We start from the raw sequence: 24112 nt of genomic DNA on the forward strand, positions 1-24112 counted from the left end.
TCAGCCAGCCCGGTCGCCAAGGTGGCGGCCGTATTTGACCAGTTCATCCCAAAGCGCGGCCGGGGTCCAGAAATCGTCGCCCCCGGCGGCAAAACGGCGAAGCTCGCTCCGCACCGCCAGCGGCCCCGCCTGATCGGCGGCGCAGATCGGCCCGCCGCGCCAGCGCGGGAATCCGATCCCGGCAATGGCGACCGCGTCGATGTCCGACGGCCGCGCAACCTCGCCCGCCTCGACCAGCCGGGCGCCCGCATTGGCCAGCGCGGCCAGCGCGCGGGTCTGGATCTCCTTCATCCCCACGGGCCGGGCGACGATCCCCTGCGCCTCGCGCGCGGCTGCGATCAGCGCCAGAACCTCGTCATCCTCGTGGCCCATGCGCTGCCCGGCGCCGTAGCTGTAAACGCCCTTGCCCTCCGCATGACCCGTCCGGCCCGCCGCGACCAGCACCGCCCCCAGCCAGCCTTTCGGGTCAAGCCCCGCCAGATCGGCCTGCTGATAGGGGCCGCGCGCAAACCCCCAGGCGGCAAGCGCCCGGTCCACGTCATAGGGGCTGGCGCCCGCCGCGACGGCGCTGTCGGCCGCCGTGATCAGCGCCCCCATCAGCGCCGCGCCAATCGCGCCGCCGCCGGGAACCGCGACCGCCATCCGGCCAAGCTTGCGCAGGAAGGCAAGCCCCGTCGCGATGGCCTCGGCCGCCGTCTCAGGCCCGCCGACCACCTCTGCCAGCCGCCCGCCCTCAGCCGCCATCCTCAGGCCGATGACCGCGCCGGGATGGGCCGAGGCCCCGGCCAGCGCGCCGATCTCACCGCCCGCAAGAAGCACGGCGCGCACCGCCTCGGGCCGGATCACCCGGTCAAGCGCCGCCAGAAGCCGCCCGACCTCGACCGCGCCATCGGCATCCTCGATCAGCACCAGATCGCAGCGCTCCAGCTCCCGCAGGTCGACCGATCCGTCGATCCGCGCCCATTCCTCTTCGCGCGCGGCAGGCGTCAGGCGGCCGCTTTCGACCGCCCGGTCATGCAGGATCGCGACCTCGGACATGGCGTCGGCCAGTGTCTCGCTGTCGCCCTCGATCATCGTGACCCGCATCCCCGCCGACAAAAGCCCGGCGGCAAGGGGGGCGGCGCCTGCGCCGGTGCCGACCAGCCCGATCTCGGCCAGCGCGCGCGGCGCGGCCCCGCCGGGCGCATGGGCGGCGCGAAGTTCGGCCAGGAAGGCGTGGCGCAGCCCGACCGATTCCGGCGTCGCGGCCAGTTCGGCGAAGGCGGTCGCCTCGAAGACATGGCCCTCGGCCTCGGGCAGAAGCAGCGCCGCCTCGACGCAGTCGATGATCCTGACCGGCGCGGGCAGACGCGCGCGGCCAAGGCCCGACCGCGCCGCCTCGATCGCCGAAAGCCATTCGCCCGGCTCGGGCCGGGCCGCGCGTTCCTCCCATGTCGGCAGCGGCGCGGTGCCGTCGATATGCGCCTCGGCCAGCCGGGTGGCCATCGCGTCCAGATCGCCCTCGATCACCGCATCGACAAGACCCATCGCCTCGGCCCGCTCTGCGTTGACGGGCAGCCCGCTCAGCATCATCCCCAAGGCCGCCTTCGCGCCGATCAGACGCGGCAGGCGCTGGGTGCCGCCCGCGCCGGGCAGAAGGCCAAGCGAGACGTCGGGAAAGCCCAGTTGCGTCCCCGGCGCGGCGATCCGCAGCCGGGCGCAAAGCGCCAGTTCCAGCGCCCCGCCAAGGACCGAGCCATGCAGCGCCGCGATCACCGGCGTCTCCAGCCCCGCAAGCTTCGCACAAAGCGCAGGCAACGGCGACGGCGCCGTGTCAAGGTCGCGGACATCGGCGCCCGCAGACCAGACCCGGCCCGCGCCGCGCAGGACGATGACCTTGATCTCCCGGTCGGCTGCGGCGCGTTCGACCGCATCGGCCAGCCCCGCGCAGACCCCGTGGGACAGCGCGTTGACCGGCGGATTGTCGATGGTGATCCAGCCTATTCCCGCCTCGGCCCGCAGCGACACAGGTTCCATTCCGCCCCTCCGTTCGGCGTTTTGACCCAGTCTAGAGGACGGCGGCGCGATGGCAATGCCCCCGCCCCACCGGCGGTCGCGTCAAAGCGCGTGTTCGGCGCAAAACGGCGTCGCGGGGATCAGGTCCAGCCGCTCTTCCGAAATCTTCTCGCCGCAGGTGACGCAATAGCCGTATTCGCCCTCTTCGATCCTGACCAGCGCGGCCTCGATCATGCGCAATTCGGTCTGCGCCGACTGGCCCAGATCCTCAAGCACCTCGTCGCCCTCGCGCTCGGTCGCCATCTCTTCCCAGTCCTTGGCGTCATGGCTGTCCAGCTCCGCGCCGATCCCGGCGATACGGCGCTGAAGGAAGTCCCGGCGCGCCTCAAGCTCAGCCTTGCGTTTCGCGGTCGATGTCATGCACGTCTCCTCACATCTTTGCACCGTTTTACCGAGGCTGGAGCCTTGCGGGCCTTGATGCAAGTCAATCCTCTCGGGGGCGTGGCGCGGGCCGAGTTAACCGTTGCGCGGCAGGGGTGCGGCGGCTAGGTCTGTCGCAGCGCAACAGGCGGCCCCGGCGGGGGCCGGGAACGGGGGTAAGAATGCCCATCGAATGGATTTATGGCGCGGCGGGCGGGCTTCTGATCGGCTGCGCCGCCGCGATGTTTCTTCTGGTCAACGGCCGCATCATGGGCGCCTCGGGCATCCTTGGCGATCTGGTCGACGGCACGGCGGGCCGGGCGGCGGGGGAAAAGCTTGCCTTCATCGCCGGGCTGGTGGCGGTTCCCGCAGTTCTGGCCGGGCCGCTGGGGCGCGACGTGACCCATGCGACCGGCGATCTGGCGGTCCTGATCCTGGCCGGGCTGGCGGTGGGCATCGGCACGCGGCTTGCCAATGGCTGCACCTCCGGCCACGGCGTCTGCGGCATCCCGCGCCTTGCCCCGCGCGGGGTCGCGGCGACACTGATCTATATCGCGGCGGGCGGGGCGACGGTGCTTGTCACCCGGCATCTTCTGGGGATCGGCTAGGATGGCGCGGCTTGTCTTCGCGGCCCTCTCGGGCGGGCTTTTCGGCTTTGGCCTGCTTCTGTCGGGCATGACCGACACGCGCCGGGTGATCGGCTGGCTTGACCTTTTCGGCGGCTGGGACCCGACGCTGGCCTTCGTCATGGGCGGCGCGATGATCCCGGTGGCGATGGCCTGGGCCGTCGCGCGGCGGCGGCGGGTGGCGTTTCTCGGGTCCCCCCTGCCAGCGCGCCCTGAACAACGCATCACGCCATCCCTCGCCGCCGGTTCGGCGCTTTTCGGGATCGGCTGGGGCCTTGCCGGGTTCTGCCCCGGCCCCGCCATGGCCTCGATCAGCTTCGGCGGCGTGGCGGGCCTTGTGTTTCTTCTTGCGATGGTCGCGGGCATGTTTATCACAGGCCCCATGCGCGCCCGCCTCGCCCCGCTTTCCAGTTGAGGAGCCTTCGATGGACATCCGTCGCCTGACCGAAACCTACGCCGTCTCACCCCAGATCACGCCCGAGGATGTGGCGGCGATCAAGGCGGCGGGCTTTACCACGATCATCAACAACCGCCCCGACGGTGAGATCCCGGTCGAGGTGCAGACCGACGCGGTGGGCCAGGCCGTCGCGGCGGCGGGCCTGCACTATGTCGTGAACCCGGTGATCGGCGGCGCGATCACGATGGAGAATGTGACGGCGCAGCGCGCGGCACTCGATGCCGCGGCCGGGCCGGTCTTTGCCTATTGCGCCTCGGGCAACCGCTGCTCGATCGTCTGGGCGCTGAGCCAGGCGGGTCGGCGCCCGACCGATCAGCTGATCGCGACGGCGGCGCGGTTCGGCTACAACCTCGAACCCTTCCGGCCGCAGATCGACGGGCTGGCGCGAACGGCGGGCTGAGGTCCGCGCCCCGGTCCGAACACTCCGGCGGGCTGAGGTCCACTCCCCGGCCCGGTCACCCGGCAAGCACCATCCGATTCTGTGGGCCAATCCTTTTGCGGCCGCTGCCCGCTGCGGTCACCCCTCCGGTCCCCGCGGCCCGCGTTACCTGATCCCGTCGCACCCGTCCCGGCCGACCGTCAGGTCGGTCCCCCGGTTCGCGTCCTCTCTGCCAATCCGGCCGCCCGATGCGCGCGCCGGTTTCGGGCGAAGCCCCTTGCGCCATCTCCCCGTCCCGCCAGCTATCCCGCCGCGACCGCCCCGGCGGGGGCGGGTTTATCCTCTGCCTCCTCATCCTCTGTCTCCACCGCCTTGGCGCGGGCCAGCGCGAAATCGCCCTGCGCGACGATGCTGCTGACCTCCCCGCCGCTGAGGCGCAGCGCGAGGTAGCCACGATACTGGCCAAGCTTGGCGTGGCTCAGGAACCGTCCGCCCTTGCCTTCCACCCGCACCCGCGCCAGCGCATCGCTTGGCAGCCGGATCAATGCGCCCGGCGCCAGTGCCAGAACCTCGGACAAGGGCCGTTCGACGCGCGCCAGAACCGCGCCGATCTCCGCCGTGCCGCCCAGAACGGCGGCCTGCAAATCCGCCTCCCACGCGGCGGCATGGGTGGCCGCGACATGGGCCGCACCGGGGCCGGTCTGGCGCGCCGCCGGTTCCGGCATGGCAAGAAACAGCGTCCCTTCCCGCGCGCCGCCGGAGCCAAGCGTCAGCACCGCCCGGATGATCCGGTAGCGCTGATCGTCCAGGAGAAGCGCCAGCAGGCGCGGGTCGTCGATGGTGGAGCTGTAGCGATACTCCGCCTCCCACTCGTTCCAGCCGTCGCCCTCCTCGACCATCGCGTCGGTTTCCCGCAGCACCCGTTCGATCCACGGCACGCAAAGGACCGCATCGGTCCGGGTCGGGCGCCGCACGGCGGGGTCGGCGGCCGACAGCCGCCCGGTCGTCTGCATCTCGATCACCGCGGCGACAAGGCCGGGCGACAGGACGGCAAGCCCCAACCGCCCGTCCGGCGCCTCGATCAGCGCCATCAGCGCCCGCTCCTCCAGCCGTTCGGGCAGATCGGCGAGCGTGGCGGCGCCGAGATCAAGCTGGCCCAGCGTGACGGGCAGCCCCAGCTCCGTCTCCGCCGCCCGCGCGATGGCGGTGCCGAGAACGCGCAACGCAGGCTCCGGCGCCCCCGGCCGGCCGTCGCCGCGCGCCATCCGGCGCAGGATTTCCGTTTCAGCCGCCTCTGCCATCGCTCCGTCCGGGCCACATGCCCCGCCTTTCGCCGACCATGCCCCGCGAAGGGTTATGAAAGCGTTGACGCAGACCTATCCTTCGGCCTCTTTCCGGCTTTCGGGCCGCGACGGCAGCGCCACGCGAAACGCCGCCCCGCCCTGCCCCGGCAGATAGCTGATCGTGCCGCCGAGATTGACCATGATCTCGCGGCAGATCGCAAGGCCAAGCCCCGCCCCGCCCGCGCGCTGGGTATCGGTCAGGCGGGCGAATTTCTCGAAGATCAGCCGTTGCGCGGTCTTCGGGATACCGCTGCCATTGTCGATGAAATCGACCGTGATCCGCCCGCCGCGCTTGCGCACAAGGATCGTCAGTTCCGGCCGCTCCGCATCGCAATATTTCCGCGCGTTGGAGATGAGGTTGATGAACACCTGCACCAGCCGGTCGGTATCGGTGATGATCGGGATATGTTCGGTCGGCAGGTCGCGGTGATAGGTAAAGGTCCGCTCCGGCCGCGTGTTCGAGGCCGCCTGAACCGCGCGATCCAGAAGGTCATGCAGGTTCGCGACCTTGATGTTCAACTGAACCTTGCGGTTTTCCAGCACGCTGAGGTCGAGAAGATCGTCCAGCAGCCGCGTCAGGCGGATCGTCTCCTCATGGATGATCTCGGCGTATTTCTGCTGCATCTCGCCCGGCAGGTCGGGGTCCATCAGGATCTCCGAAAACGCGCGGATAGAGGTCATAGGAGTGCGCAATTCGTGGCTGATCTGGCTGAGAAAGGCATCCTTCTGCACCGACAGGTCGCGCAGCTTCTCATTCGCCTCGGACAGTTGCCGGGCGGTGCGGGCGACCTCTTCGGACTTCGCCTCAAGCTGGGCGGAATATTCAAGGATCTGCTGCGCTTCCGAGGCCACCGCCATCAGGTCCTGCGCCGACACCGCCGCACCGACGGCGAATTGCGCGATCATCGCATGGGCCGTGGCCGCGCCGACGGCGCCTGCCAAACGCCGCTCCAGCTTGTCGATGAAATCGGGTGTGGTTTCGGGCAGGAAATCGGCCTTGCCCTGTGCCGCCGCCTCGGCCTGAAAGAACTCCTGCGCCTCGGCGGCGCCAAGGATGCCTTGCGCCATGATCAGCAGGTCCTCTGCCTCGGCCCCGCCCCGCGACCAGCCGCGCGGTCCCGGCCCGTGGTCATAGACATTCACGAAGGCAAGGCCCTGCATCCGCTCCAGCGGATTGGGGAAGCTCAGCAGAGAGACGAAGACGAAGGTGAAGGTGTTCAGCGACAGCGACCAGAAGACGGCATGCAAAAGCGGGTCCAGCCCCTCGATCCCGAAAAGCGCCTGCGGGCGGAGCCAGCCAAAACCGAACGGCCCCCGGTCCAGCAGCGCGCCCGAGAGCAGCCCCCCCGGCCCGAAGGAGGGCAGGTAAAGCGTATAGATCCAGACGACGAAGCCGACCGTCAGACCCAGCGCCGCGCCGCGCCCGGTTGCCCCGCGCCAGAAGATGCCGCCCAGCATCACCGGCAGGATCTGCGCCACCCCGGCGAAGGAGATCAGGCCGATGGCCGCCAGCGCCGCCGACCCGCCCGACAGCGAGTAATAGGCATAGCCAAGCGCGAGGATACCGGCGATCGACAGCCGCCGCGACATCAGGACAAGGCCGCGCACATCGCCCGGCGCCCGCGCCCCGCCCTGGCGCAGCGACAGCCAAAGCGGCGTGACCACATGGTTCGACACCATCGTCGCCAGCGCGATCGCCGCCACGATCACCATCGAGGTGGCCGAGGAAAACCCGCCCAGAAATGCCAGCGTCGCCAGCTTCTCCTGCCCCGCCGCAAGGGGCAGCGTTAGGACGAACAGGTCCGGGTTCGACCCTTCCGGCAGGACCGACAGGCCGATCACCGCAATCGGCACGACAAAAAGGCTCATCAACATCAGGTAAAGCGGAAAGGCCCAGGAGGCGGTGGCAAGGTGGCGTTCGTCCGCATTCTCGACCACCATCACCTGAAACATCCGTGGCAGGGTCAGGACCGCCGCCCCGGCCAGGAAGGTCAGCCCGATCCAGCGCCCCGGCTGCAAGGGCCAGTCGGCGATAGGCGAGGCCGCGATCCGCGCCGCGACATCGCCGATCCCGTCGGCCACGCCCCAGACGGCATAGACACCGACGATCAGCAGCGCGAGCAGCTTCACCACCGCCTCGACCGCGATGGCCATGACGACGCCGTGGTGGCGTTCGTTGGCGTCAAGGTTGCGGGTGCCGAAGAGGATGGTGAAGACGGCAAGCCCGCCAGCCACCCACAGCGCGGTGCCGTTGCCTTCCGGCAACGCCCAGCCCTCCGGCGCGCCCGAGGCGAAGACCCCGAAGCTCAGCGTCACGGATTGCAGTTGCAGCGCGATATAGGGCGTCGCCGCCACGACCGCGATCACCGTCACGACCACGCCCAAGAGGTTCGACTTGCCGAAGCGTGACGAAATCAGGTCGGCGATCGAGGTCACCCGCTGCGCCCGCCCGATGCGGACCAGCTTGCGCAGCACCACCCACCAGCCGATGAAGACGATGGTCGGGCCAAGGTAGATGGTGGCAAACTCCAGCCCCGAGCGCGCCGCGTAGCCCACCGCGCCGTAAAACGTCCAGGCCGTGCAATAGATCGAGAGCGACAGCGTATAGACCATCGGCGAACGCAGCCAGCCGACCCGGCCCAGCCGCGCCCGCCGCTCGGCCGCGAAGGCGATGACGAACAGAAGGATCACATAGATCAGGCAGACCGCGACGAGGATGTTGAAGGGGATCATCCGGCCTCATCCCGATCGTCCGGCCCGCCTTCGTCCGGTTCGGTCATGACGATCCGCGCCAGCACCCGCGCGGCGATGACCAGCACCGTCCAGGCGCCGAACAGGTAGACGACGCCATGCACCGTGTCGGGTTCCGGCGTGAGGCGCGGCTGCCAGAGGATCGGCAGCAGGAAAAGGAAGATCCCCAGAAGCGGCAAAAGCCGCGCCGCATCCATCATCCGCCGCCGCCGATAGGTCTTGCGCGCAAGGAAGGGGGGCTGGCGCGGCGATCTCATTCCGCCGCCTCGCCGCGCCCGGCGATGGCATTGACGGCCGAGACGACATCGGCATTGGCAAAGGGCTTGGCCATGACCCGCGTCGCGCCCTCTGGCCCGTGCTGGACGCCGCGCGCGGTCAGGACAAGGACCGGCAGCGCCGCAAGGGCCGGATCGCGGCGCAGGTCTTGCAGGATCTCATATCCCGACCGGCCCGGCAGCATCACGTCAAGGACCAGCACATCCGGCCCGACCTGACGGATCACCTCCATCGCGTCGCCGCCGTCGCCGTGGTGGCGCACCTCCCAGCCGTCGCGCGCCAGCACATAGCGGATCGCCTCGGCGATATGCGGTTCGTCCTCGATCAAGAGAACCTGTCTCCCCATGCGGCTCCTCTCCCCAAAGCCTGCGCAGGATCACTATCACCGATTGGTGAGGCGGCGTCAAAAACGAAACCGGGGTGCGACGCTACGGGATGGCGGCGCGGTCCTCGCCCTCGACCCCGATCAGGATCGACGGCTCGCGCCGGGCGACGCAGCCGGGGCGTGGACAGATGCGGCAAGCGGGACCGATGGCGCGTTCGCTGCCCGTGCGCGCCGCCGTCGCGGGCAGGATCAGCATCATCGCCTCCACCACCTGCGGGCCGTCCCAACCGCCGGGATGGCGCGCCTCGGCAAAGGCGTAAAGGACGAAGCGGTGCGGGACGCGGCCCGCCATCTCCACCGGCACGCGGATCAGCGTACCGGGCCGCGCCAGCACCTCATAAAGCGGCCAAAGCGGACAGGCCGCGCCAAAGCGGGGCAGCGCGAAGCCCGGCAGCGGGCGGCGGAAGGTCATCGCGCCCGCCGCGTCGCAGATGACAAGGCCCGCCGCGCCCCCGACCCCGCGCGGCAGCGTGGCCAGCCGCCGGAAGACCGGCCCCGGCGTTACACCAAACCGCGCCGCCAGCCGCGCCGGATCGGGGCCATCCTCAGCCAGCGCCGCCGTGAACGGCCCAAGCGGCAGGCGCTGCGCATCGGCGCGGCTGCGCGCGATATGGGCCAGCGCCAGTTGCCGCGCAGCACCACTGGCCAGATCGGGGATACCTTCGATCATCGCCTCGGGCGCGGGCGGTTGCGGGCGTTCCAGCGCGGCAAGGTGGTAATCCGTCCGCGCCAGCCAGCTTTCGACCTCTTCCTGCGGCGAGGAAAGCCCCGTCTCGCTCTCCTCGGTCGAATCGATATAGGCGACCAGGGCCTGCGCCGCCTCGCTCAGCCGGATGCTGTCCTCATGGATATTGGCGTGAAAGCGCGCGCGCCACTCCGGTTCCATATCCTCGCTCTCGGCCAGGATCGCGGCGGTGGAGCGGACCGAGGTCACGGCGGAAAGAACCTCATGCATCGAGGCCGAAAGGAACGGGTCCTGCGCCATCCGCTCGCTTAACCCCACCAGCGCGTGTTCCAGCGCGCCGACCCGCTCCTGCCGCGCGGCCAGAAGCTCCGCCCAGCCGGGGAAACGGCCCAGGAATTCCTCGATCCGCCCGATCTCCGGCGGCGTTTCGGGCGCCTGCGCCCCGGCGGCGGCGGCCCGCAGCCCCTCCATCACCGCACTTTCCGCGCCCTCGGCCAGCGCGGTTTCCGCGACGCCAAGCGCGCCCGCAAGCGCGGTCAAAAGCGCCTCTCCCACCCGGCGGCGGTTGTGTTCAATAAGGTTCAGATAGGCCGGAGAGATCCCGACATGACGCGCCAGATCGGCCTGTTTCATGCCGATCCGAAGGCGCCTTTCGCGCACCCGCGTGCCGGTCAGCGCCGTGCGCGGCATCCCCAGTCCCCCCGTGATTTACAGCGGGGAGGTTTACAGATTTACAACCGCTTGAAAAGGCTCAGGTGTCGGGGCAGTTCGGCGGCGCGACATCCATCGTGCGCTCCACCGCGGGCTGGTCGCCGACACAGGCGGTCAGCGGATACTTGTTCCGCCCGCAGGCCGAAAGCCCCGCCAGAAGCAGAAGCGCCAGCGCGCCCATCGCCACCCGCCCGGTTGTTATCCTGCCCATACCGCTCATGCCGTCCCCCGTCTCTTGCCGCCCGAAGATAGACCGCGAACGGCGCCAAAGGGCAAGCGAAAAGGCGCGCGGGAAGCCCCCCCGCGCGCCCCTTGCCTTACTGAAGCGCCTTGTCGGTGATCTGATGCGTCCAGGCCCCCTCCGGCGCCTTGGTGATGACCGCATCCGACCCGCCCGACATCAAGGCATCGACCGTGCGCTGATAATCGCCCTCATCCAGCGCGCCATTCGACCCGGCGGTCAGCTTCGCGACCTCGCCCATCATGCGCTTTTGATGCTTTTCGGTCTGCGCGCCGGTGTCGTCATTGTCCAGAACGATCATCGCCGCGTCGTCGGGGTGTTCCTCGGCCCACTTCCAGCCCTTCATGCTGGCGCGGACGAACTTCACCATCTTCTCCTCGAAGGCCGGGTCCTTGAGGTTGTCCTCCATGACGTAAAGCCCGTCCTCCAACGTCGCCACGCCTTCCTGCGTGTAGTTGAAGTTCACCAGCTGGTCGGGCGTGATCCCGGCGTCGATGACCTGCCAGTATTCGTTATAGGTCATGGTGGAGATACAGGCGGCCTGCTTTTGCAAGAGCGGATCGACGTTGAATCCCTGCTTCAGAACCGTCACCCCGTCGGGTGAGCCATCGGTCGCGTAGCCCAGCTTGCCCATCCAGTTCAGGAACGGATATTCGTTGCCGCCGAACCAGACGCCCAGCGTCTTGCCCTTGAAATCGGCGGGCGTCGCGACGCCGGATTCCTTCAGGCAGGTCAACTGCATGCCCGATGACTTGAACGGCTGCGCGATATTGACCAGCGCCAGCCCCTTTTCCCGCGCGGCCAGGGCCGAGGGCATCCAGTCCACCACCACATCGGCCCCGCCGCCCGCGATCACCTGCGTCGGCGCCACGTCCGGCCCGCCCGGCAGGATGGTGACGTTCAGCCCCTCTTCGTCATAAAACCCCTGATCCTTGGCGACGTAATAGCCCGCGAACTGCGCCTGCGTGACCCATTTCAGTTGCAGCGTCACATCCTCGGCCCAGGCGGCCGAGGCCATCAGCGCCGTCATAGCGGTCCCGATCATCAGTTTTTTCATGTCGTCCTCTCCTGTTGCGGGGCCTTTTGCGGCCCCTTGATTAACGCCGTTGCGACGGGTGCCAGAAGGTCACCCGTCTTTCGATAAACCCCACGAGGCCATAGAAGGCCGACCCCGCCAGCGCCGCCACCGCGATCTCCGCCCAGATCATGTCAAGCGAGAGCTGCCCGATGGAGGCGTTGATGCGGAACCCCATGCCGACGATGGGGCTGCCGAAGAACTCCGCCACGATGGCCCCGATCAGGGCAAGCGTGGTCGCGATCTTCAACCCGTTGAAGAGGAATGGCAGCGCGGCCGGGAAGCGCAGCTTCCAGAGCGTCTGCCAGTAGCTTGCGTGATATGTCGCCATCAGGTCGCGCTGCATCGGCTCCGTCGCCTTCAGCCCGGCGACCATGTTCACCAGCACCGGGAAAAAGACCATGACGATGACCACCGCCGCCTTGGATTGCCAGTCGAAGCCAAACCACATCACCATGATCGGCGCGATCCCGACGATGGGTAGGGCGGCGACGAAATTGCCCACCGGCAGAAGGCCGCGTTGCAGAAAGGCCGATCGGTCGATCAGCACCGCCACCGCGACCGCCGCCCCGCAGCCCAGCACATAGCCGGTCAACGCGCCCTTCAGCGCCGTCTGCACGAAATCCGCCCAAAGGATCGGCAGGCTTCCCGCGATCCGCGCCGCGATGGCCGAGGGCGCGGGCAGGATCACCGGCGAGATACCGAACAGCCGCACCGCCAGTTCCCAAAGCGCCAGCAGCGTCAGCCCGAAGATCGCCGGGACCAGCCAGCGCGGCAGCGGGCCTTTCAGCCGCGACAACCGCGCATTGACGAACCACGCCCCCAGCCACAGCGCCAGCAGCATCGCCAGCCGCAGGTCGACGAAAGCCGCCCCCGCCGCGATCACAGCCGCCACGATCCAGCCGGGGGAGATCGCCGCCCCGCTCATCGCGCCAGCCCCATGCGCCGCAGGCTGATCCGCTCGATCAGCCCGATCAGCATCACCAGCCCCGCCGCGACGATGGCGGCGGCAAAAAGCGCGGCCCAGATCAGCACCGTCTGGCCATAGTAGCTCCCCGACAAGAGCCGCGCGCCAAGGCCCGCCACGGCGCCGGTCGGCAACTCGCCTACGATGGCGCCCACAAGGCTCGCCGCGACGCCAACCTTCAGCGAGGCGAAAAGATAGGGCAGAGAGGCCGGCAACCGGAGCTTCAGCAACACATCCGCCGCGCTGGCATTATAGGTCCGCAACAGGTCAAGCTGCATCGCATCGGGGCTGCGCAGCCCCTTTACCATGCCCACGACCACCGGGAAGAACGAGAGATAAGCCGAGATGATCGACTTCGGGACCAACCCCTGAAGCCCCAGCGCGTTCATCACCACGATGATCATCGGCGCGATGGCAAGGATCGGGATCGTCTGGCTGGCGATGGCCCAGGGCATCACGCTCATATCCATCGCGCGGTTGTGGACGATGCCGACGGCCAGCGCGATGCCCATGACGGTGCCGATGGCAAAGCCAAGCAGGGTCGCCGACAGCGTGATCCAGCCGTGATAGACAAGGCTGCGCTTTGAGGTGACCTTCTGCCCGAACAGCCCGTCCCAAAGCCCCTTGGCCACCTGATGCGGCGCGGGCAGGACCGGGCGTTCCTGCGCCAGTGTGTCGGCCACGACCTCACCGAACGTCACCTCCACCCCCGCCCGCGCGGCCTGATCGTAGGTCCAGGTGGAATTCATCCAGACCGCCGCCGCGTACCAGACCGCGACGATCGCCAGCAGGACGGTCAGGATGGGGAGGATCGACCTCACTCGGCCCCCTCCCCGTCCACCAGTTCGTATTGCAGCACCAAAGGCACCCGCACGCCCCGGTTGGCGTCGGTGATGCCGATCTCCGCCCGCCATGTGCCGCGCGCGTCGCCCGCCTCCGCCGACATCTCGATCAGCATCCCGGTCAGGTGCAGCGCCGTCACATCGCCCTCAAGCGCGCCCTTGGCGCAGGGTGATTCCGGGATCGAGCTTTCCGTCCCGTCGGGCCGCACGATCTTCAGGTCGCAACGAATGTCGATGGCGCCGTCCCTGACCTCGGGATTGGCAAAGGCCGTGACCATCCAGGCCCTGTCGCCAACCTTCAACGCCGTCACTTCGGGCAACGCCACCGCATCCTCCGGCGGCACCTCCTTCCAGGCCTTCTGCCAATCCGCATCCCCGGTCATCACCGCCATGGCGTGAAAGCCATCGACCGTCACCCGGTCACCGCCCCCCTCCGCCGCCAGCGGCCCGGCGACAAGGCAAAGCACCAGCCCCGCCATGCCCGCTTTCATCTTGCCGGAAATACCTTCGGGGGGCCGGGGGGCAGACAGCCCCCCGAACGCAACCGAAAGACGCCGCGCGACGCCTGCCTTGCAGCCCTCAAACCTCATCGCCATGTCCTGCCCTCAACCCTTCCCGCACCCTGTGCGCAATCGCTATGAATTCCGGCGTGTCGCGAATATCGAGCGGCCGTTCGCGCGGCAGGGTGCTTTCGATGACATCCGTGATCCGCCCCGGACGGGGCGACATCACCACGATCCGGGTCGACAGATAAACCGCCTCGGGGATCGAATGGGTGACGAAGCCGATGGTCTTTTCCGTCCGCGCCCAAAGCTTCAGAAGCTCCTCGTTCAGCCGGTCGCGCACGATCTCGTCCAAGGCCCCGAACGGCTCGTCCATCAGAAGGATATCGGCGTCGAAAGCCAGGGCGCGGGCGATGGAGGCGCGTTGCTGCATCCCCCCCGACAACTGCCAGGGGTATTTCTTGCCGAAGCCCTCAAGGTCCACAAGCGACAGGACACGCTCGATCCGTTCCTCCTGATCGGCCCGCGAAAACCCCATGATTTCAAGCGGAAGCCGGATATTCCCCGCAATCGTCCGCCACGGGTAAAGCCCCGCCGCCTGAAAGACATAGCCATAGGCCCGCGCCTGCCGCGCGGCATCCGCGCTCATCCCGTTGACACTCAGCGTGCCGGTCGTGGGGTGTTCCAGAGCCGCGACGCAGCGCAGGAAGGTCGTCTTGCCACAGCCCGAGGGGCCGATGAAACTGACGAATTCCCCCTTGCCGATGGACAGGTCCACATCGGTCAAAGCCCGCACCGGGCCGTCATTGGTCTCAAACGTCAGGCCGAGCCCGCGTGCTTCGATGACAGCGGAGGTGGTGGTGTCTTTCATCTACACCCCGCTCGCCGGAATGCCCGACCGCTCCACCGGACGCGGGTTCGTCAGTTCCTTCCACGACGACAGCGCCCTGTTGACCGGGTTCCCGGCCTCGCGCCGCACGAATTCGCCATGGCCCTCGCGGGTCTCGACCTTGCCGTCGTTCACCGCGATCCGGCCCCGCGTCAGCGTGTAGCGCGGCAGGCCCTTGACCTTTTGCCCCTCGAAGACGTTGTAGTCGATGGCGGACTGCTGCGCCCCGGCAGAGATCACCTTTTCCTTCTCCGGGTCCCAGACCACGATATCGGCATCCGCGCCGACAAGGATCGCGCCCTTTTTCGGATAGCAATTCAATATCTTGGCGATATTCGTCGAGGTCACCGCGACAAACTCGTTCGGCGTCAGGCGGCCGGTCGCCACCCCATGCGTCCAGAGCATCGGCATCCGGTCTTCAAGCCCGCCCGTGCCATTGGGGATCTTGGTGAAATCGCCCACGCCGTAGCGCTTCTGCTCGGTGGTGAAGGCGCAGTGATCGGTGGCCACAACGGACAAGGACCCCGACTGCAACCCGGCCCAAAGACTGTCCTGATGGCGCTTGTTGCGGAAGGGCGGCGACATGACGCGGCGGGCGGCATGGTCCCAGTCGGTGTTGAAATACTCGCTCTCATCCAGCGTCAGGTGCTGGATCAGCGGTTCGCCCCAGACCCTTTTCCCCTGCATCCGCGCCCGGCGGATCGCCTCATGGCTGTCCTCGCAACTGGTGTGGACGACGTAAAGCGGCACGCCCGCCATGTCGGCGATCATGATCGCGCGGTTCGTGGCCTCCCCTTCCACCTGCGGGGGCCGCGAATAGGCATGCGCCTCTGGCCCGGTGTTCCCGGCCGCCAGAAGCTGCGCCGAAAGCTCCGCCACCACGTCGCCATTCTCGGCATGGACCAGCGCGATCCCCCCCAGTTCCGCCAGCCGCTTGAACGAGGCGTACATCTCATCGTCATTGACCATGAGGGCGCCCTTGTAGGCCATGAAATGCTTGAAGGTGGTGATGCCTTCCTTCTCGATCACCGTCTTCATGTCGTTGAAGACCTGCTCCCCCCACCAGGTGACGGCCATGTGGTAGGAGTAATCGCAATTCGCGCGGGTCGACTTGTTGTGCCACATGCGCAGCGCGTCATGCAGCCCCTGACCGGGCGCGGGCAGCGCGAAATCGACGACCATCGTCGTGCCGCCCGCCAGCGCGGCACGGGTGCCGCTTTCGAAATCGTCGGTGGAATAGGTCCCCATGAAGGGCATTTCCAGATGCGTATGCGGGTCGATGCCCCCCGGCATGACATAGCAGCCGGTCGCGTCCAGTTCCTTGTCGCCCTTAAGCCCCGCGCCGATCTGGGTGATCTTGCCCCCCTCGACCAGCACATCGGCCTTGTAGGTCAGATCGGCGGTGACGATGGTGCCGTTCTTGATGACTGTGGTCATTGCGATTCTCCTTCACAACCAGCCGCGCGTGAGCCCGGCACTGTTGGTAGCCCTTTGAGTGCGTTGAACGCCGCGAACATGATTGGGTGATCTTTGATTGGGCCGCACTGAACGTCGATCAATGTTCGAATTGACGAAACATCGAGGGCTGAAATGTCAGCCCTTTCGACGCAAAGATCCGTTCCACCAAGATACAAGTTCGCACCGGTCCAATAACCCTGCACCCAGCCAATCAAATCTTGGTCGGAAACCGAGTGCAATTCACTGCACAAAACCATGCCTGCACCAGTCGCCCAATCCAGTCGCGACTCGGCGCCTGCGTTCTCAGCCGACAACACCGCCAGAACAGTGGCTATCGACACAAGGGGTCTCACCCCACAACCTCCGCCGTCTCCAGAACCGCGTGCAGCAGCACATCCGTCCCCGCCGCCGCCCATTCCGGGCTGATCTCCTCGGCCTCGTTGTGGGAAAGCCCATCCACGCAGGGGCACATGATCATCGCGGTGGGCGCCACATCGTTGATCCAGCAGGCATCGTGGCCCGCGCCGCTGACGATATTCATGTGCGAATAGCCCAGCTTCTGCGCCGCGTTCCGCACCGCCGCCACGCAATCCTCATTGAACGCGGGCGGGTTGAACTGGCCGACGATCTTCCACTCCAGCCCGACGCCGATCCCGTCGCAGAGGCCCGGCGCCCTGGCCTCGAACTCCGCCACCATGCCGTCCAGCACCTCCAGAAGATGGGACCGGAAGTCGATGGTGAAGACGACCTTGCCGGGGATGATGTTGCGGCTGTTGGGGTAGACGTCGATATGGCCGATGGCGCCCACCGCGTTCGGCTGGTTCTTCATCGCGATCTCATGCACCAGCTCGGTGATCAGCGCCAACCCGCGGCCTGCGTTCCGGCGCATCGGCATCGGCGTCGATCCGGTGTGGCTTTCCTTGCCCGTCACCGTGCATTCGATCCAGCGCAGCCCCTGCCCGTGGGTGACAACGCCGATATCCTTGCCCTCGGCCTCCAGGATCGGGCCTTGTTCGATATGCAACTCATAAAGCGCATGGATCTTGCGCGCTCCGACCGCCTCCTCACCGACCCAGCCGATGCGCTTCAGCTCATCGCCAAAGGACTTTCCGTCATGGTCCACGCGGTCATAGGCCCATTGCAGATCGTGCTTGCCCGCGAAGACGCCCGAGGCGAGCATGGCGGGGGCAAAGCGCGTCCCTTCCTCATTCGTCCAGTTGACGACGACGATCGGATGTTTCGTCCTGATGCCAAGGTCGTTCATCGTCCGAACCGCCTCAAGCGCGCCCAGAACGCCCAGAACGCCGTCATATTTCCCGCCCGTCGGCTGGGTATCAAGGTGGCTGCCCATATAGACGGGGGCTGCATCCGGGTCCTCACCCGCGCGGGTCGCGAACATGTTGCCGATCTTGTCGATGCCCATGGTCATGCCCGCCGCCTCGCACCATGTCTGGAACAATGCCCGGCCCTTCGCGTCGTCATCGGTCAGCGTCTGGCGGTTGTTGCCGCCTGCGACGCCGGGGCCGATCTTCGCCATCTCCATGAGGCTGTCCCACAGCCGTGCGCTGTCGATCCTGAGGTTCTCTCCGGGTGCGGGCATGCTATCCTCCTGTCGGTTTCGGCCGCCGGGATCTTCGCGCCCCTTGCGCCGACTCGTTTTCTGACCGTATGGTCAAGGTTGAGAGCATCACAGCCAGCCCAATGGGTCAACGGAAAACTCCACGCCGATGAGCGGGAACCAGCGCCAGAGCAAACGCATCCAGACCCGCCGCGAAAATGAGCGGCTGATCCTTGAGGCTGCCGAAAAAGTGTTCGCCGAGGCAGGCTATGGCGGTGCCACGATGCAGTTGATCGCCGATATGGCCGGGCTGCCCAAGGCCAACCTGCATTACTATTTCGCCACCAAGGAAGAGCTTTACCGCACCGTCGTGGCGCGGATCTTCGAGATCTGGCTGCATGCGGCGGAAAGCTTCGACAACGCCCCCGGCCCGGTCGAGGGGATCGGCGCCTATATCGACGCGAAGATGGAAATCTCCCGCCGCCATCCCTTCGGCTCGAAGGTCTGGGCCAGCGAGGTCATGCACGGCGCGCCGGTGATCCAGGACTATCTCGAAACCACTCTGCGCGAATGGACCGACGGGCGGATCGGCGCCATCCAGCGCTGGATCGACGACGGGCTGATGGACCCGGTCGATCCGCGCCACCTGCTTTACATGCTCTGGGCCACGACCCAGCATTACGCCGATTTCGGCCACCAGATCGAAACCCTGAACGGCGGCGCGGCCCTGGATGCAGGGCAATGGGCGGGCGCGACCGAAACCGTCAAAAGGATCATCCTGCGCGGGATCGGGGCCAGGGAAATTCGCCCCGACCTCGCCAAATAGACAAGTTGACCGGCCCCCCTTGCCGGTTCCACTCTTTGAAAAAACGACGAATGGGACAGTCGGACGTTGCGGTTTTTTCAAAAACGCCTGAGCGAGACGCAGGTCTTCTTCGGCGCGCGGGCCAGATACCTTTACGAGCTGATAGGCTGGGTCACGCGCGACGAGACCGACCTGCATTTCATGAATTACGGCTATTCGGACGGTGAGCTTGACACCCAGCTGATCCTCACCCCGCAGGAGGAGTTCGAGCGCTATTCGGCGCAGCTTTACCATGCCGTCGGCGGGCAGGCGCCGCTTGCCGGGCGGCGGGTGCTGGACATCGGCAGCGGCCGGGGCGGCGGGGCGCGCCATCTGCACAGCCATTTCGGCGCGCGCGAAACCATCGGCTGCGACATCGCCCAAAACGCCATCCGCTTCTGCGGCAAGGTCCATGGCGGGGTGCCGGGTCTCAGCTTCCGTCAGGGGGACGCCACCGCGCTGGCCTTCGCCGACGACAGTTTCGATGCCGTCGTGAACGTCGAAAGCGCGCATTGCTACACCGACCCGCGCGCCTTCTTTTCCGAGGTGCGGCGGGTGCTGCGCCCTGACGGGGCCTTCCTGCTGGCCGATTTCACCCCGCCCCGCTGCCACCCGGCCGAGGCGCGGCTGCATCTGGTCGACGGGCTGTCACAGGCAGGCTTCGCCATCACCGCCATCACCGATGTCACCGCCCATATCCTGCGCGGGCTGGACGCCGACGACGCCCGCCGCTGCCGCGAGATCGACCGGCGCTTTCCGCGCTTCATGCGCCGCTTCGCGCGGCTTTGGGCCGGGACGCGGGAAAGCTGGATCTACCGCGATTTCGCCGAAGGACGGCGCGCCTATCTGATGATCCACGCGACCGCCCTGCCCGCCGTGGACGCCCCCGGCCTGCCCCGGCCCGTGGACCTGCCCGAACCCGCCCCCGCGCCGCAAACTGCCGTTGCCTGACCCGCATCGGGATTTGACCCGATGGTCGAAAACGCGCATAGCTGGGTCAGGGCAGGAGAGTAACGATGACGATCGCTGACACCAACCGCAAGGGCGCGACCCGCATCCAGCGCCGCAACCGCGAGGCCATTCTGGACGCGGCCCTTGGCGTTTTCTCGGCGCAGGGGTTCCGGGGCGCGACGCTGGACCAGATCGCGGAACATGCGGGGCTTTCGAAGCCGAACATGCTTTATTACTTCGCCTCCAAGGAGGCGATCCATGAGGCGCTTCTGGCGGGGCTTCTTGATACCTGGCTCGACCCGCTGCGCGCGCTGGACCCCAAGGGGGAGCCGGTGGCCGAGATCATGGCCTATGTCCACCGCAAGCTTGAGATGAGCCGCCTCTACCCCCGCGAAAGCCGCCTTTTCGCCAATGAGATGCTGCAAGGCGCGCCGCGTATCATGGCAGCGCTGACCGGCGATCTGAAGGCGCTGGTGGACGAGAAAGCCGCCGTCTTGCAGGACTGGGCGCGGCAGGGCCATATCGCCGACCTGCCACCGCATCACCTGATCTTCTCCATCTGGGCGCTGACCCAGCATTACGCCGATTTCGACGTCCAGGTCCGCGCGGTGCTGGGCGAGGGCCACGATCCCTATGCCGAGGCCGACAGCTTCCTCGACACTCTGTTCCGCAAGCTGCTGGCGCCCTGATGACGGCAGGGATCGGCGCGTTTCACGCGCCGATCCGCCGGGGGCCAGCCCGTCGTCCATTGGGCTTGAACCAATGGCGCACCAATGGACAACCCCCCGGAGTATTTCGACAACGAAGAAGCATGGGACCTGTTCTGTGGTCTGCGTCGGCGGGGCGTAGGGATGGGCGGTCGACATAGTGGCCCACCGTCTTGCCGCCACGCCGCTGCGGCCCTAACGCGGGCGGTCGGCCCATTTGCGGTAGCGCCCGATCAACTCGCCCTCGAAAAGCTTGAAGCAAAGCCAGCTTGCCAGCGCCATGGCGCCGCTGACCCCCAGTTCGCCCAATTGCCAGAGCGCGCCGTGGCGGATCGCCTCCCACCCCTCACGCTCGATAAACGCGAAATTCGCCATTGCGAACATGAAGAGGTTGAAGGAGGAAAAGGCCAGCACGATCGCCGCCCCGGCCGCGCCGAGGATGACGAAGACCAGCGGCCAGCGCGTGACGTTCAGAACCTGCATGACCGCCCCCTTCCGCCCGCAGGATGCCCCGCGGGACGGCCGCCCGGCAAGCCCGGCCTATTCGGCGGCCTGCGCCATCGGGTTGTTCGGATGGGTGGTCCAGTTGGCATAGTCACCCACCGTCTTGCCGGTGCGGGGATCGACCTCGCCCTTGCCGAGCTGGCGCATGGTGATGCAGCTTTCAACCGGGCAGACGTCGATGCAGAGGTTGCAGGCCACGCAATCCTCATCCTTCACGGTGAAGGTCCGGTCATCCGACATGGCGATGGCCTGATGGCTGGTATCCTCGCAGGCCGCGTAGCAGCGGCCGCATTTGATGCAGAGGTCCTGGTCGATCTGCGCCTTGGTGACGTAGTTGAGGTTCAGCTGGTTCCAATCCGTCACGTTCGGTACCGCGCGGCCGACCAGATCCCCGACCGACATCTGGTGTTCGTCAAGATATTGCGAGAGGCCCGAAATCATCTCCTGCACGACCTTGAAACCGTAGGTCATGGCGGCGGTGCAGACCTGCACCGTGCCCGCGCCAAGGGCCATGAATTCCGCCGCGTCGCGCCATGTCGTCACGCCCCCGATGCCGGAGATGGGCAGCCCACGGGTTTCCGGGTTCCGCGCGATTTCGGACACCATGGAAAGCGCGATGGGCTTCACCGCCGGGCCGCAATAGCCGCCATGGGCGCCCTTGCCGTCGATGGTGGGTTCGGGCGCGAAACTGTCGAGGTTGACGGAGGTGATGGAGTTGATGGTGTTGATAAGGCTGACCGCATCCGCCCCGCCGCGTTTCGCCGCCTCGGCGGGTTTCCTGACATCGGTGATGTTGGGCGTCAGCTTGACGATGCAGGGCATCCGGCTGTGTTGTTTGACCCAGCGGGTCACCATCTCGATATATTCCGGGACCTGGCCGACGGCCGAGCCCATGCCGCGCTCGCTCATCCCATGCGGGCAGCCGAAGTTGAGCTCCACCCCGTCCGCGCCGGTATCCTCGATGGCCTTCAGGATCGCGCGCCAGCTTTCCTCGTCGCACGGCACCATCAGCGAAATCACCAGCGCCCGATCGGGGTAGTCGCGTTTCACCTGCTTGATCTCGCGCAGGTTCACCTCAAGCGGGCGGTCGGTGATAAGCTCGATATTGTTCAGCCCCAGAAGCCGCCGGTCCGCGCCCCAGATCGCGCCATAGCGCGGGCCGTTGACGTTGACGACCGGCGGCCCTTCCGATCCCAGCGTCTTCCACACCACCCCGCCCCAGCCCGCCTCATAGGCGCGGCGCACGTTGTATTCCTTGTCCGTCGGCGGGGCGGAGGCCAGCCAGAACGGGTTCGGGGATTTGATGCCGATGAAGTTGGTGGTCAGGTCAGCCATGTCTCGGTCTCCTGTTGCGCGCGTCCCGGACCTGATCCGGGACCTTGCGGCGCGGGGTGGAGGCCCTGGATCGCGTCCGGGGCGGGTTTTTCTTCAAAGCCTGAGAAAAGAACGGCCATCGGCGTGGTCCTTCCCGTAGGGCGGGGCTTTAGCCCGCCTGTCCCATCAGACTCGCATGAATATCCTCGGCGGCGTCCCTTCCCTCGGCCACCGCCGTCACGGTCAGGTCCTCGCCGCCCGACGCACAATCGCCCGCCGCCCAGACGCCGGGGACCGAGGTCCGCCCCGCGCCCGTCACGGCGATCTTGCCGCCCTCGATCCGCAGCCCCTCGGGCGCGCCGTCAAGCACCTGGCCGATGGCCTTCATCACCTGATCGGCCTTCAGCCGGAAGGTTTCCCCTTTGAGCGTCAGGCCACCCGGCCCGTCCTCGGTATAGGCGAACTCCACCTCCTGCGCGGCGCCATTGCCATGGACCCGGACCGGCGCGGCATTGTGCAGGATGCGCACCCCGGCCGAGGCCGCATGGTCCTGCTCATGCGCGGAGGCCGACATCCTCTCCTGCCCGCGCCGGTAGACGATGGTGACGTTTTCGGCCCCCAGCAGCTTTGACTGCACCGCCGCATCGACCGCCGTCATGCCGCCGCCGATCACCACCACGTCGCGGCCGATCCTCAGCGCTGCCTTGTCCGCCGCCTGCCGCAGACCGGCAATGAAATCGACGGCGTTCAGGACGTTGTCCAGCGCCTCGCCCTCGGCCCGCAAGGCATTGACCCCGGCCAACCCCACGGCCAGCACCACCGCGTCATGATCCTTGCGCAACCCATCAAGCGTCAGCCCCGACCCCAGCGCCTTGCCATGCTCCACCCGGATACCGCCGATCTTCATCAGCCAGGCCACCTCATCGGCGGCGAAATCGCCGGGCGCCTTGTAGCTGGCGATGCCGTATTCGTTCAGGCCGCCCGCCTTGGGACGCGGGTCATAGATCACCACCTCATGCCCCTTCATCGCCAGACGATGCGCGGCCGAAAGGCCCGCAGGCCCCGCGCCCACGACCGCCACGCGCTTGCCCGTCGGCTTGGCGCGGGCGAAGGGATGCACACCCGCCGCCATCAGGCTGTCGGTGGCGAAACGCTGCAAGCGGCCGATCTCGACCGGCTTGCCCTCCGCCACCTCACGCACGCAGACCTCCTCACAAAGCTGCTCGGTCGGGCAGACGCGGGCGCACATGCCGCCAAGGATGTTTTGCGAAAAGATCGTCTTCGCCGCCGCCTCGGGCGTGCCGGTGGCGATCTGGCGGATGAACAAGGGAATGTCGATCGTCGTCGGACAGGCCGTCATGCAGGGCGCGTCGTGGCAGAAATAGCAGCGATCCGCCGCCACGCGCGCCTCATGCGCGTCAAACCTGGGGGCAATGTCGGCGAAGTTTCCCGCCAGCGCCTCGGCGCCCAGGCGGCCCGCCACGATACCCGGCGTCAGGGGTGAATTGGTCAATTGCGCCTCCCTGGCTTTTCGTTGCGGAAAGGCTGCCCCCGATTCATTTTTTTATCAACTGGTAAATTTAACGGCCCGCGATTTTCTGCGACATCCTGACACAAGCCGCCCGTTTTCGCGCCTTTCCTCGTCCATCCCAAGCGCGTATAAGCCGAAAAGACAGGCCAAGATCCGCAGCAAGAACACGGACGGCATCCAAGAACCGATCGAGGACGGAATGACCAAAATCAACCATGACAGCGACGTGGCGTTCATCGAGGCTCTGGCCGAGCTTCTGAACAAGAGCAACCTCGCCGAACTGAGCGTGAAGCGCGAATATGGCGACCATGACAGCCTGAACGTCAAGGTCACGAAATACGCCCCCGTTGCCGCGCCAGCCGCCCCGGCGGCCCCTGCCCCGGCAGCACCCGCTGCCCCCGCTGCGGCGTCCCCGGCAGCCGCAGCGCCCGCAGCAGCCCCGGCCGATCCGGCCAACCATCCCGGCGCCGTGACCTCGCCCATGGTCGGCACCGCCTACCTTTCGCCCGAACCCGGCGCCGATCCCTTCGTCAGCATCGGCGCGACGGTCAAGGAAGGCCAGACGGTGCTGATCGTCGAGGCGATGAAGACCATGAACCACATCCCGGCCCCCAAGGCCGGGACGGTGAAGCGCATCCTCGTCGAGGATGGCAGCCCCGTTGAATACGGCGCTCCGCTTCTCATCATCGAGTGAGGGGGC

General features: G+C 67.2%; 25 protein-coding genes. 7 read left to right on the top strand and 18 right to left on the bottom strand.

Going from position 1 to position 24112, the window contains the following annotated elements; all coding sequences use genetic code 11:
• Together LX70_RS01975 and LX70_RS01980 are read right to left on the bottom strand one after the other, a co-directional pair.
• Window positions 1-2016, bottom strand: a complete 2016-nt coding sequence (locus LX70_RS01975) for an enoyl-CoA hydratase-related protein (protein ID WP_105512850.1) — start codon at window positions 2014-2016, stop codon at window positions 1-3.
• Between the two features lie 81 nt (window positions 2017-2097).
• Window positions 2098-2415, bottom strand: a complete 318-nt coding sequence (locus LX70_RS01980; protein WP_105512851.1) for a TraR/DksA family transcriptional regulator — start codon at window positions 2413-2415, stop codon at window positions 2098-2100.
• 182 nt (window positions 2416-2597) lie between these two features.
• Here LX70_RS01980 and LX70_RS01985 point away from each other — a divergent pair, with 182 nt between their 5' ends.
• Genes LX70_RS01985 through LX70_RS01995 form a run of 3 tightly spaced genes read left to right on the top strand, consistent with a single transcriptional unit; the run spans window position 2598 to window position 3898 of the window.
• A complete protein-coding gene (locus LX70_RS01985; RefSeq protein WP_105512852.1) occupies window positions 2598-3023 on the top strand; it encodes a YeeE/YedE family protein in 426 nt (141 codons plus the stop codon).
• 1 nt (window position 3024) lies between these two features.
• Window positions 3025-3456: a DUF6691 family protein gene (locus LX70_RS01990; protein WP_105512853.1), complete on the top strand. Its 432-nt coding sequence runs from the start codon at window positions 3025-3027 to the stop codon at window positions 3454-3456.
• A gap of 10 nt (window positions 3457-3466) precedes the next feature.
• Entirely contained in the window at window positions 3467-3898 is a 432-nt protein-coding gene (locus LX70_RS01995) for a protein tyrosine phosphatase family protein (protein ID WP_105512854.1), read from the top strand.
• A 281-nt stretch (window positions 3899-4179) separates the two neighbouring features.
• Here LX70_RS01995 and LX70_RS02000 read toward each other — a convergent pair whose 3' ends face one another.
• From LX70_RS02000 to LX70_RS02055, 13 genes are all read right to left on the bottom strand, one after another.
• Window positions 4180-5178 carry a FliM/FliN family flagellar motor C-terminal domain-containing protein gene (locus tag LX70_RS02000; RefSeq protein WP_105512855.1) on the bottom strand — a complete coding sequence of 333 codons (999 nt, stop codon included), beginning with the start codon at window positions 5176-5178 and terminating at the stop codon, window positions 4180-4182.
• Between the two features lie 75 nt (window positions 5179-5253).
• A complete protein-coding gene (locus tag LX70_RS02005) occupies window positions 5254-7950 on the bottom strand; it encodes a sensor histidine kinase (protein WP_170076126.1) in 2697 nt (898 codons plus the stop codon).
• Window positions 7950-8228, bottom strand: coding sequence for a hypothetical protein (locus LX70_RS02010; protein WP_105512857.1), 279 nt, complete (start codon window positions 8226-8228; stop codon window positions 7950-7952). Before LX70_RS02010 ends, LX70_RS02005 begins: the two co-directional genes overlap by 1 nt.
• Entirely contained in the window at window positions 8225-8593 is a 369-nt protein-coding gene (locus LX70_RS02015; RefSeq protein WP_105512858.1) for a response regulator transcription factor, read from the bottom strand. Before LX70_RS02015 ends, LX70_RS02010 begins: the two co-directional genes overlap by 4 nt.
• A gap of 82 nt (window positions 8594-8675) precedes the next feature.
• Window positions 8676-10007, bottom strand: coding sequence for a helix-turn-helix transcriptional regulator (locus LX70_RS02020; RefSeq protein WP_105512859.1), 1332 nt, complete (start codon window positions 10005-10007; stop codon window positions 8676-8678).
• 61 nt (window positions 10008-10068) lie between these two features.
• The gene (locus tag LX70_RS20345; protein ID WP_146111527.1) at window positions 10069-10248 is read right to left on the bottom strand and encodes a hypothetical protein; all 180 of its coding nucleotides are present in this window, start codon (window positions 10246-10248) and stop codon (window positions 10069-10071) included.
• A gap of 97 nt (window positions 10249-10345) precedes the next feature.
• Window positions 10346-11326, bottom strand: coding sequence for an ABC transporter substrate-binding protein (locus tag LX70_RS02025; protein ID WP_105512860.1), 981 nt, complete (start codon window positions 11324-11326; stop codon window positions 10346-10348).
• A gap of 40 nt (window positions 11327-11366) precedes the next feature.
• Entirely contained in the window at window positions 11367-12188 is an 822-nt protein-coding gene (locus LX70_RS02030) for an ABC transporter permease (protein WP_105513553.1), read from the bottom strand.
• An 80-nt stretch (window positions 12189-12268) separates the two neighbouring features.
• The gene (locus LX70_RS02035) at window positions 12269-13132 is read right to left on the bottom strand and encodes an ABC transporter permease (protein ID WP_105512861.1); all 864 of its coding nucleotides are present in this window, start codon (window positions 13130-13132) and stop codon (window positions 12269-12271) included.
• The gene (locus LX70_RS02040) at window positions 13129-13749 is read right to left on the bottom strand and encodes a hypothetical protein (protein ID WP_105512862.1); all 621 of its coding nucleotides are present in this window, start codon (window positions 13747-13749) and stop codon (window positions 13129-13131) included. The genes LX70_RS02035 and LX70_RS02040 overlap by 4 nt, the downstream gene beginning before the upstream one ends.
• Window positions 13733-14527 carry an ABC transporter ATP-binding protein gene (locus LX70_RS02045; RefSeq protein WP_105512863.1) on the bottom strand — a complete coding sequence of 265 codons (795 nt, stop codon included), beginning with the start codon at window positions 14525-14527 and terminating at the stop codon, window positions 13733-13735. The genes LX70_RS02040 and LX70_RS02045 overlap by 17 nt, the downstream gene beginning before the upstream one ends.
• The gene (hydA, locus tag LX70_RS02050) at window positions 14528-15982 is read right to left on the bottom strand and encodes a dihydropyrimidinase (RefSeq protein ID WP_105512864.1); all 1455 of its coding nucleotides are present in this window, start codon (window positions 15980-15982) and stop codon (window positions 14528-14530) included.
• Between the two features lie 370 nt (window positions 15983-16352).
• A complete protein-coding gene (locus tag LX70_RS02055; RefSeq protein WP_105512865.1) occupies window positions 16353-17603 on the bottom strand; it encodes a Zn-dependent hydrolase in 1251 nt (416 codons plus the stop codon).
• Window positions 17604-17730: 127 nt separating this feature from the next.
• Between LX70_RS02055 and LX70_RS02060 the strand changes: the two genes are divergently transcribed.
• From LX70_RS02060 to LX70_RS02070, 3 genes are all read left to right on the top strand, one after another.
• On the top strand, window positions 17731-18387 hold the full coding sequence (locus LX70_RS02060) for a TetR/AcrR family transcriptional regulator (protein WP_105512866.1): 657 nt from the start codon (window positions 17731-17733) through the stop codon (window positions 18385-18387).
• A 66-nt stretch (window positions 18388-18453) separates the two neighbouring features.
• A complete protein-coding gene (locus LX70_RS02065; protein WP_105512867.1) occupies window positions 18454-19356 on the top strand; it encodes a class I SAM-dependent methyltransferase in 903 nt (300 codons plus the stop codon).
• 65 nt (window positions 19357-19421) lie between these two features.
• A complete protein-coding gene (locus tag LX70_RS02070; protein ID WP_105512868.1) occupies window positions 19422-20045 on the top strand; it encodes a TetR family transcriptional regulator C-terminal domain-containing protein in 624 nt (207 codons plus the stop codon).
• Window positions 20046-20258: 213 nt separating this feature from the next.
• Here the strand turns inward: LX70_RS02070 and LX70_RS02075 are convergent, their stop codons facing one another.
• From LX70_RS02075 to LX70_RS02085, 3 genes are all read right to left on the bottom strand, one after another.
• On the bottom strand, window positions 20259-20546 hold the full coding sequence (locus LX70_RS02075; protein WP_105512869.1) for a hypothetical protein: 288 nt from the start codon (window positions 20544-20546) through the stop codon (window positions 20259-20261).
• Between the two features lie 57 nt (window positions 20547-20603).
• Window positions 20604-21902 carry an NAD-dependent dihydropyrimidine dehydrogenase subunit PreA gene (gene preA / locus LX70_RS02080; RefSeq protein ID WP_105512870.1) on the bottom strand — a complete coding sequence of 433 codons (1299 nt, stop codon included), beginning with the start codon at window positions 21900-21902 and terminating at the stop codon, window positions 20604-20606.
• 148 nt (window positions 21903-22050) lie between these two features.
• Entirely contained in the window at window positions 22051-23394 is a 1344-nt protein-coding gene (locus tag LX70_RS02085) for an NAD(P)-dependent oxidoreductase (RefSeq protein ID WP_105512871.1), read from the bottom strand.
• A 217-nt stretch (window positions 23395-23611) separates the two neighbouring features.
• On the opposite strand from LX70_RS02085, the gene accB reads away from it, so the two are divergent.
• Window positions 23612-24106 (top strand): acetyl-CoA carboxylase biotin carboxyl carrier protein, encoded by a 495-nt coding sequence (accB, locus tag LX70_RS02090; protein ID WP_105512872.1) that lies wholly within the window; start codon window positions 23612-23614, stop codon window positions 24104-24106.
• Window positions 24107-24112 lie beyond the last annotated feature (6 nt).

Source organism: Albidovulum denitrificans, from assembly GCF_002973535.1.
GTDB lineage: Bacteria > Pseudomonadota > Alphaproteobacteria > Rhodobacterales > Rhodobacteraceae > Albidovulum > Albidovulum denitrificans.